General features: G+C 59.7%; 11 protein-coding genes. 9 read left to right on the top strand and 2 right to left on the bottom strand.

What is annotated here, in order from left to right:
* Positions 1-555: 555 nt before the first annotated feature.
* From NKI35_RS27320 to NKI35_RS27310, 3 genes are all read left to right on the top strand, one after another.
* Positions 556-936, top strand: a complete 381-nt coding sequence (locus NKI35_RS27320; RefSeq protein ID WP_352741915.1) for a hypothetical protein — start codon at positions 556-558, stop codon at positions 934-936.
* Between the two features lie 667 nt (positions 937-1,603).
* Positions 1,604-1,846, top strand: a complete 243-nt coding sequence (locus NKI35_RS27315) for a hypothetical protein (RefSeq protein WP_155923648.1) — start codon at positions 1,604-1,606, stop codon at positions 1,844-1,846.
* 702 nt (positions 1,847-2,548) lie between these two features.
* Positions 2,549-2,923: a VanZ family protein gene (locus NKI35_RS27310; protein WP_245260896.1), complete on the top strand. Its 375-nt coding sequence runs from the start codon at positions 2,549-2,551 to the stop codon at positions 2,921-2,923.
* 660 nt (positions 2,924-3,583) lie between these two features.
* Here NKI35_RS27310 and NKI35_RS27305 read toward each other — a convergent pair.
* Both NKI35_RS27305 and NKI35_RS27300 read right to left on the bottom strand, forming a co-directional pair.
* The gene (locus tag NKI35_RS27305) at positions 3,584-3,856 is read right to left on the bottom strand and encodes a hypothetical protein (protein ID WP_023807793.1); all 273 of its coding nucleotides are present in this window, start codon (positions 3,854-3,856) and stop codon (positions 3,584-3,586) included.
* Between the two features lie 271 nt (positions 3,857-4,127).
* The gene (locus NKI35_RS27300; protein ID WP_352741913.1) at positions 4,128-4,457 is read right to left on the bottom strand and encodes a sigma factor; all 330 of its coding nucleotides are present in this window, start codon (positions 4,455-4,457) and stop codon (positions 4,128-4,130) included.
* 410 nt (positions 4,458-4,867) lie between these two features.
* On the opposite strand from NKI35_RS27300, the gene NKI35_RS27295 reads away from it, so the two are divergent.
* The 6 genes from NKI35_RS27295 to NKI35_RS27270 all read left to right on the top strand — a co-directional run bounded on the left by NKI35_RS27295 (position 4,868) and on the right by NKI35_RS27270 (position 8,409).
* Complete coding sequence (locus NKI35_RS27295) at positions 4,868-5,263, top strand: hypothetical protein (RefSeq protein WP_155923646.1); 396 nt, start codon at positions 4,868-4,870, stop codon at positions 5,261-5,263.
* Between the two features lie 24 nt (positions 5,264-5,287).
* Positions 5,288-5,836 carry a hypothetical protein gene (locus tag NKI35_RS27290; protein ID WP_023738284.1) on the top strand — a complete coding sequence of 183 codons (549 nt, stop codon included), beginning with the start codon at positions 5,288-5,290 and terminating at the stop codon, positions 5,834-5,836.
* Between the two features lie 317 nt (positions 5,837-6,153).
* Positions 6,154-6,405: a GlsB/YeaQ/YmgE family stress response membrane protein gene (locus NKI35_RS27285; RefSeq protein WP_023699916.1), complete on the top strand. Its 252-nt coding sequence runs from the start codon at positions 6,154-6,156 to the stop codon at positions 6,403-6,405.
* A 627-nt stretch (positions 6,406-7,032) separates the two neighbouring features.
* Positions 7,033-7,554, top strand: coding sequence for a nucleoside diphosphate kinase regulator (gene rnk, locus NKI35_RS27280; RefSeq protein WP_352741911.1), 522 nt, complete (start codon positions 7,033-7,035; stop codon positions 7,552-7,554).
* A gap of 316 nt (positions 7,555-7,870) precedes the next feature.
* Positions 7,871-8,152 carry a hypothetical protein gene (locus NKI35_RS27275; protein ID WP_352534721.1) on the top strand — a complete coding sequence of 94 codons (282 nt, stop codon included), beginning with the start codon at positions 7,871-7,873 and terminating at the stop codon, positions 8,150-8,152.
* A gap of 59 nt (positions 8,153-8,211) precedes the next feature.
* A complete protein-coding gene (locus NKI35_RS27270) occupies positions 8,212-8,409 on the top strand; it encodes a hypothetical protein (protein WP_023753838.1) in 198 nt (65 codons plus the stop codon).
* Positions 8,410-8,459 lie beyond the last annotated feature (50 nt).

Here is an 8,459-nt window from a genome sequence, read left to right as displayed (position 1 = left end):
TGGTGAACCTGGGTCTGAAGAACGTCATTGTGACGATCGCGACCGACCCTGCCAGCGGCGGTTTCAAGATGGCGCATCTGACCGCGAGCTATGCCTTCGTCATCGCTTTCCCGTATTTCGACCAGTATCCGATAAATTACGCCACTACCGTCACGGTGCCCCTGGTTGCCAGCTAGGATACGGCCGGCTTGGTTGAGTTGGCGGCCCTGTATTCAGCTTCCCAAGGCAATGCGTCGAAGTCGGGCTTGTGCCCCGCTTCACGGTAGGCGGCCTGAGTGAGGAAGCCTGCTTTGTCCCGCTCCACAACGCAAACAAATGGCGGAGTGCCCGGGCACCTATAAACGCCTACAGCTTTTTCCATGCAACAGGTGTGCTACGGGTGCTCGGAGATGTCGTCCTTCATTACGATGACAGAACAAGAGCGAGGACAGCAGCGGCCCGGCATCACTGAAAGGGTGCGGGTTGGTAAAATTCGTACAACTCTTTTCATTGCGGAGAGAGTTTCGGCGAGCTTATTGATGTGTCGTTTGCCATTGCCTTTTCTGGGAGGCTGCGATGGTTGCAACGCCCATAGATATCGCTCGAGCGGCCACTACGGCCACCTTGCTGATGCGCCAGAAGTCCATGGCGGAACCCGCCACATTTCGCCGGGACATGGATCAATCGCGCAGGGCCATCCGAGCCTCACGCGAGCTTCTGAAGCGCCTTGGTCAACGTCGTCACGACGCGGCGCTAGGCTGGGAAGATGGCGACCCGTCTACTGTTGCCGTCTCCGCATTTCAAGCCGACGTTCTCCGCTCTGCATTCCGAGCCCTAGTAGGGGAAACGGGTACGCCTGAGTGTCAATGGCGCGATTTAGCCAAGGCCCTGGTGCGCGATTTCACTGGGTGCGAGCTGATCGAAACTGGCTTGGTGGATTGGATCGTCAGCAAGTAGCCGCTGCCCGCCAGCGGCCCAGCAGCGGTCTGCGGGGACTTTGCAGCGGACGCGCTGGGCCTGACCGGTGGGGCGGTGTGGTATCCGCCGGCTGGCGAACATATGCGCCTCCTGCCAACGCCAGCGAAACATCCAAACGAACGAGGCGATCTAACCGCGATCTCGCCATCCAAGGCCAACACATAGGCCGATAGCAAAGGCCTATAATCGCTGAGAGAACGAAAATGGCCGACGCCATGGTTGGGGAACCCGGGTGGGTAGGCGCCGGCCACAAGCGGAACAAGCCCGCCGCACCACACACATGGCTGATTTGTCATCACATGGTTATGGTGTGATCGCGCAGGGCTGCACCAGCGGAACTTAGTAAACGCCGCTTGGTAAGCGATCCTCGACGCGATCGTTCATCGCCACGACGACTTGGGAAACTTGACGGTTGCAGCCTTCTGCCATGTCAAGCTCAAGTCATTAACAGCGGCCGCCCGGTCATGAGCAGGCATGCGCCCATCCTAGCATATCGCGCTGCCGGTATCGCAAGGCGCCGGCAGCAAGGGGAGGCGACCAGAGCCGATGTGAAGGGACTAGGCAGCTAATATTCGCTTGCGCTAATTTAAAAGTGCCGTTACGTCATGCTCAGCCTTTTGCGGAGGCGCAACGGTGGGGAAGTATGATGAGAGTTGCTGCGTTTTGTGCGGCGATCGTGATCGCTGGGACTGGTGTCGCTGTTGCCAAGGAGAAGAAGGTGGTGGTGAGTGACGCCACGGACCTTTGCTCTACGAAGCAGTCGGCCAAGAAGCAGGTGCTCGAGCTGGACTGCAGGCCGACCGGAACCGCCAAATTGCCGGCCGATGGAACGCCGGAAAAGCCGCGCCTCGGATACGACACCAATCCGTGGCTGGTTAAAGGCCTTTAGAGACTAGCCGATGGCAATACAGCGCGGCTAAGGGGAATGTGCGCTGGCGGTGAAGCCTTCTTTGTTCTCTCATCGGTGGAACATTGTCGCCTGGAAACGCTTCGGACGGTGCACTGCCCCATCAGTGCAACGTTCCCTTCCTTGTTTGCACTGGCCGGCTGCCGAAAGGTGGCCGGCTTTTTTGTATATAACCGCGACCTGATGTTTGGGATTGTTGATGGACAGCCGCGAGTGGCCGCTGCTGGCCTAGCGTCTAGGATTGGAATATGTAAAGGCGAGATCACCAAGGCAGGAATGACCAGACTAAACAGCGGTTTCGTCTGTTAGCCGCGACGCCGGCGATAATTGAATTCAGAAGGGCGTCGGCCCGGCTGCACAGCCGGGCCAAGGCTGGAAGAGTTCCGCTCCCGCCCAGCACGATACGCATCGCACCTGGGCGCAAGCGGTACCAATGGCTCGCCTATTCCGCCGCGCCTTTTCGGCAGGAAACCCTCGGCCTCATCACAATGGAGGGCGACATTCGCAGCGCCCTATGGAACCATCCAGAGTGACATAGGCTGTTTCATGGAACTTCTTGATGACATCAGGAGGCCTGTTAAGCATGCCAGTTGTTCGCGCTCGTAGCTCAGATGCAGGTTGGAGCTCTGCCTAGTGCACCAGTATCGGAAGCGAGAACTAGGAACCGGGAGTGCTGCGGATAGATTGCCGCAGTCGAGCTTTTATCAGAGCATGGCAAGGGCTGCCTTTCTCTCCACGTTGGCGGTCGTCCTGTTGCTCGCGCTATTGCCAGACCACTTGCTGCACGCCCTCGGATTGGCCTTTACGTCTCATCACGACAAGCTCAACCACGCCGCCGCGTTCGCCACCTTGTCGGCTTTGGGTAGCCTCGGCTGGCCCCAACAGGTGGTCCGGCTGGCGGTTCTACTTGCTTTAACGGGCGCAGCGATCGAAATCCTTCAATGCGTCACAGGGCGTGACATGAGTGTCTTCGACTGGTTTGCCGACTGCGCCGGAATGGCATACGGGCTGAGAACTATGAGCTGGGTGAACGAGATTCTGGGCGAACCGGTTATTTGATCGCCACAGGCTCCGCTTTACCGCCGCCGTCTTGGCCCCACTTGCCAGCCTCACGCCCGGGGCCCCTTCGATCACCCTCGCTATTTCAATTTCCGACGCAAAGGCCGATAGCAAGGCGAATGGGTTTCAGGCCGCTCACCATTTAGACTTAGGTCCGATTCTTTCGCGCAAATGGCCGAAGCCGGAAACATTTCTCCTTCTACTTTGTTGCAGTGGCCGTGCCGCTGAGGAGAACATGCACAGTGCCTCTATCAAATGAACTGCGCGACGTACCTTTAGAATTCCAATGCCCCTCCTGTTCACGCCCTATGGTGAGAAGGGGATCCTGGCTGAAAACGATTGCCGGTTTCAAATGCGATAGCTGCAGGTCCAGAGTGCGGCTCGGCTACGAAGAGAAGCTGGCCATATTCGACCGGCACCTTAAGCGAGGCGCGCCGGATCTGGGCCGACGACCAATGGAGTGCGATCCCGGCAACGGTTCCTGAGAGTGTGTCGGCAATTCAAGCTCCAACTGCTTGCGGTCTGCCGCAAGTCCAAGCTTTCATCTGGTCGCAGGGTCAGGCGGCTCTTCCGTCCGTACGGAACCGATGATGGCGAGAGGTTTCGATGCGGTCGGAGCACCGAGCAGGTCTACACGTTTTTCGTAGCGACCACCAATCTCTAGCTGACCACTTCAACGCTTTGACGAGGTGCGAGCAACTTGATTTTTAATAGTCTTTTTCGGGCCAACATGCGCGCCGCCTCTGCGATGCGGCCTCCGTAAGCATCGGCGACGAATGATAGCGTCGACAGGTCAATAATGAGGTCACCGACGGCGCCCGCCAAGACATTGGACCCGGGCCCAAATTGATGCACCAGCGCCCGCACTTCCTTAAGTGCCGTCGAGGCTTCACCCGCATCCAGCAGCGCCTCGATGTGATCGAAAATCTGCATCCCGACCCTCCCGCTTGCGCCTCACACGCTGAGCCCCCTCGAATGGAAAGGAAAACGATGGCAATATCGCGCGAAAAGAAAGCGCCTGCCAAGGTGCTCGCGGACGAGGCGGCCCGCGACATCGTATCGCATCGCCGCAGGGAGGCGGTGCTGAAGGATATCGTAGCACTTGCCGACCGCTTGGCGTCGCGAGCGTTTCTCGAAAGGGTTGCGGCAGAGCGGCGATCGCCGCCTCCAGGGCCGCCACGTCTGCCTTGGCGATCAGGCTCGCCTACGGGCTTTCGCTCTCAATCAGATCGACTGCGTGAGCGGCGCTCACCTCGTCGAGATCACCGAGGTCGCCCACCGAGACGATGCTGCGCGGTCGATTGCGCGTCAGCCATGTGTAGCACGAGTTGCCAACGATGGTGAGCAGCCAGGCACGTGCATTGCCGCCTGCATAGCTTGCGATGTTGGCGTGTGCCTTCATGCAGGCGTCCTGCACGACATCCTCGGCGTCGGTGGCATTGCCGGTCAGCCAGCGGGCCAGCGAAAGCGCGTCGGCGAGATGGGGCATTACCACTTCGCCGAAGCGGTCGGCCTGCGCATTGCTGCTCAGCATCGGTACACCGTCACATGCGCCTCGCCTGGAGCTCGTGTCCTCATTTGGCGAGAATGGTTCTGCCTTGCGATGGAACCCAGCGCAAACATCCCGGGTCGCCAACTGCGTTGAATGTGAGGGCAAACGTCGCATCGATGTCAATCACACACTGGACCGCAAACATGCATCCAGATGGATGCTTCTCGAGCACAAGCATTGCCGAATTCACGACCCATTTCGCATCCGCGGCACCTGAGCTTTCCCGATCCCGACCGCGGCAGCACCTTCGGCAGACAGGTGAGCCAGCCGGCCGCAGGCGGCCGACCTATCGCCTTCCAGAGGTCCTGGAACGTGTCGACCGATACCGTAGTGCTCGGCAATGTGTGGGTTTGCAGTGCGGCGTTCCTTCAAGGTCAATCAGCAGCGTATGCATGGAAGACCAGGGCGGGCGGCGTTTTATTCCCGGACAGCGAAAAAAGATGACTGGAGGCCATGCGACAGACGGCACCAGCGGCGCACAGATTGTCCATCTGGCGTTAGCCGAGAGGGAAGGGAACTCGCAGCTAACCTTCTCCAAGTTCGGAAGGCAATTCCAGAGTCTCGGCATTACTCCTAGCGAGGGCGTTCAGGCACTTGTCGCCCGGCTAACGCGAAGTTCTGACACCGATCACCGACCGACTTCAGCGCCGAAATTGCTACCAAGCCAAAGCCAAAGCGATGTCGGGGCCTTCAAGGCCTCTTCTTATTTCGGCCAAGCCGGCCCGGAGCCCGCATTCAGTCACATCCCTTGGACTTGGGTGCAGAGCTGCTGCATCGAAGCCATTTGAGCAGCCGAGTTCGCGCCCGAACCCGTGCTGGTGCTGGCGGTCGTATCGCCAGCTGTATTCGAGGATCCCGACGTGCCGGTGGTTGTACCCGAACCAGTGCTGTTGCTGGCCGTGGTGTTACTGCCGGTCGAACCAGAGCTGCCTGAAGTGCCGGTGGCTGTGCCAGAGCCGGTGCCGACACTCGCCGTTGTATCACTGCCGGTCGAAGCCGAGCTACCTGACGTGCCGGTCATTGTGCCAGAGCCAGTGCCGTTACTGGCCGTCATTCTCGAGCAGTCGGAGCGAACCTGTGCCTGCTGTTCAGAGCTCAGGGACGACCAGTTCTTGCGGATCTCATCCTGCGACAGAAGTCTTCCCGAATTGGCGTCGCTGAAGAATGAGCCCGAGAGCTTGCTGTCCCAGCCGCTCGGGATACCGCTTTGGCCTGAGCCGGACGTAGAACTCATACCCGACCCGGCCGATGAGCCGGACGTTCCGTTCGTGCCGCTGGATGTTCCCGACGACTGCGCCAAGGCCGCGGTGGCGAGACAGAGAGAGATCGCTGTAGCTGTCAAAATCTTACGTTTCATGTGAGTCTCCTTTGGGGTTCGACGCCGTTGCGGCGTCGAACCCTAATCTCGAGGAAAGGCACTTGTTCGTGTAGAGAGCGGAATTGAATGTCATGATCCATGTGCACCAGTCTTGGGTCTCGAATGCGAGGCCGGGGCAATGATCACGGAACCGATGCAAGAGCTGCCGTCTGCTGGGGCGGCAGTGGCGATAGCCCGCAAATCGCGCGCAGCGGCCCGGCGACGCGACTGCTGAGTCTAGCTCAGACAGTCGCGGAACTTTATTGACTTATGGGACGTTTCCCCGCCGAACCAATTTAGGTTCAAGGAAAAGGGGGAACTATGGAAAATCCAGGTGTCGGTTGGATAGCTGCGATCGTCATCGGCGGTATCGCCGGCTGGCTCGCCGAGATGTTCATGAAAAGCAATATGGGCGTGCTCATGAACATCATTTTGGGGATCGTCGGCGCCATCCTCGCCAACGTCCTTCTCGGACTTGTGGGGATATCGTTGACCGGCTGGCTTGGCTATCTTGCCGCCGGCTTCATCGGTGCATGTATTTTGATTGCCGTGGGCCGAATGGTTAGACGCTAGCGACCACTCGACCTTGAAACATTCTGGTTCAGGCGCCTGAGCCTTGCGCTCACGCGCCTTTCTGGTGCTGCACCTGTCGCGGTCTTCACATCAGCGAGTTCGGCTACGTTTAGGCGACCTTTCCGCTTCGCGGCCGTCGTGCTCGTGGTGCTGCCCCAGCGCTTTGGCCGGAAGAGCGGCGCTCGAGACATCAACCGCCGCGCTAGTGGATTGACGCTGCTGATTTCGCCTCCTCTCAGAAGGGGGGTGCGGACTCCTGCCGTTGTTAGCGGTGAACGGTGTCGTACTCCCCCAGATCAAGATCGATCTGCCGGCATCTGGGTTCAGGCTCGCGTGACCGCCTTGACTCCGCAGATTACTTTACCAACTATAGGGCTATGTGCGCCGCTGCCAAATCCGTCGGGATTTCCTTTTCCGGGTTTGCCCCATAGCGGGATCGTAACCCTCGGCTCGGCTGCCATGCGCGCCCCCAGCCGAGGGGTGAACATGTAAAATCGACATGTGACATTGGCGCAGGGCCGCATCGGCCCTGCAACATCGGCGCGTTCAGGATAGATTTCCGTCGCACTGAAAATCGTTGGCGATCCCTTGGCAGGTCCGACGCCAGGCAGAAACATGAGTATTCAAATGCAAGTTACCAAGAAAATCCGGCGCAAGCCGAACATCCGAATCACGCAGTCGGATCACGCACGTTTGTCGGCCCTCGCGAACACCGTTGCCGCACGAACCCCGGAGGCGTCGGATGAGTTGCTCGCCGAACTCGAGCGGGCTCGCATCGTGGCCGACGGCTGGGTCTCCGCCGGCGCGGTCCGGATGGGCTCGACTGTAACGTTCAAGCCCGACACCAGCGATCCGAAAACGGTGACGCTGGTTTTCCCTGGCGATGCGGACATCTCCGAAGGCAAGGTTTCGATACTCACGCCGATCGGCACGGCTCTGATCGGCCTTTCGGCTGGGCAGTCCATCATGTGGACCGCCCGGGACGGGCGTCGGCACGAATTGCTGGTGCTTGAGGTGGGCCAGCCCCCTCCGGAAATCGATGTAGCCGATCGGCGCGCGCCGGCCGCCTTCGACCATTGCGGCGGGCTAGACATGGGCGTTTCGATCCGTCTGCTCACTCACGCGGGCAGCCCGGTCGCGGGAGTGTAACCCTGTGCCGGGTGTCCTTGCCCGGCGCAGGTAGGTTTCCCGCCCGCTCAACTGCTTGACGCCGGATTGTTTCAGAGGCCGGCTGGAAACGTGCCGTGCCCACTTTCGATCGTTGCCAATTGACCACTAAGGACTGCACCATTCTTGAGGTCTTTGCAGGATCGCCACCACTCCCGCAGTGACACATTCTCGGATTTACCTGACCGAAAGATTACGAGCGCGGTTGTGATGTTTCGGGAAGACATCCCCGAACGTGGTGACCCTCAGCACCCGCGTCGCCTCTCGGGTAAATGACGGCCCTGCTGAAACCCGTATCGTGGCACATGACGAGATGCGCGGTCTTGTTGGCATGCTTTTCTCGAAGCGCCGCGACAGCAAATACCGCAGCGGTCCGTCGACCAACTGGCTGAAGGCAAAGTGCTATGCGATCGACGACTTCGATCTGCTCGGCGTCGAGCGTGAAGCGGGCAAGCCGGCTATGGAAACGCGTCCAGGAGCACTCAGGCACGGCGCCCAAGGGCATCATGAAGCGGCCGGCCACGCAATGGGTAAAGCCGGGCGTCATTGGACGCGTGAAGCACCTGCGCGGCGAGGATGACCTGCGTCATGCCTCACTGCAGGATTTCCGCGAGGAAGATTGAACGCTATATCGGAGCCATGCCAGCAGCAGATCGCCTTACCGTCCGCTTCGCCTATCAACGCGGCTTTCAGGTCCTCGACGGCAGCGCGATCCTCCAGACCTTCGAGAAGCAGGACGAGGCGTTCAAGTTCGTGCTCGGCCGGGGTGCTCGCGTTTGGCTGGCACGGTCGCGGACCGTCATAGGCCGCATCACTGACGTTGCCTGCTCCCCCTGAGGGCGTTAGTAGCCCGCAACCGGAACATCACATGTGCTGGTGCATTGCTA

Origin of the sequence: Mesorhizobium sp. M0676 (genome assembly GCF_040320535.1) — a bacterium.
Taxonomy (GTDB): domain Bacteria; phylum Pseudomonadota; class Alphaproteobacteria; order Rhizobiales; family Rhizobiaceae; genus Mesorhizobium.
The sequence above is the reverse complement of the archived record's forward strand: the minus strand, read 5'-3'. Positions and strand labels throughout refer to the sequence as shown.

Coding starts and splice junctions, on each gene's coding strand:
- NKI35_RS27320 (WP_352741915.1), top strand. CDS start 556: ATGGTTGCAACGCCCATAGATATCGCTCGAGCGGCCACTACGGCCACC.
- NKI35_RS27315 (WP_155923648.1), top strand. CDS start 1,604: ATGAGAGTTGCTGCGTTTTGTGCGGCGATCGTGATCGCTGGGACTGGT.
- NKI35_RS27305 (WP_023807793.1), bottom strand. CDS start 3,856: ATGCAGATTTTCGATCACATCGAGGCGCTGCTGGATGCGGGTGAAGCC.
- NKI35_RS27300 (WP_352741913.1), bottom strand. CDS start 4,457: ATGCTGAGCAGCAATGCGCAGGCCGACCGCTTCGGCGAAGTGGTAATG.
- NKI35_RS27295 (WP_155923646.1), top strand. CDS start 4,868: ATGGAAGACCAGGGCGGGCGGCGTTTTATTCCCGGACAGCGAAAAAAG.
- NKI35_RS27285 (WP_023699916.1), top strand. CDS start 6,154: ATGGAAAATCCAGGTGTCGGTTGGATAGCTGCGATCGTCATCGGCGGT.
- rnk (WP_352741911.1), top strand. CDS start 7,033: ATGCAAGTTACCAAGAAAATCCGGCGCAAGCCGAACATCCGAATCACG.
- NKI35_RS27270 (WP_023753838.1), top strand. CDS start 8,212: ATGCCAGCAGCAGATCGCCTTACCGTCCGCTTCGCCTATCAACGCGGC.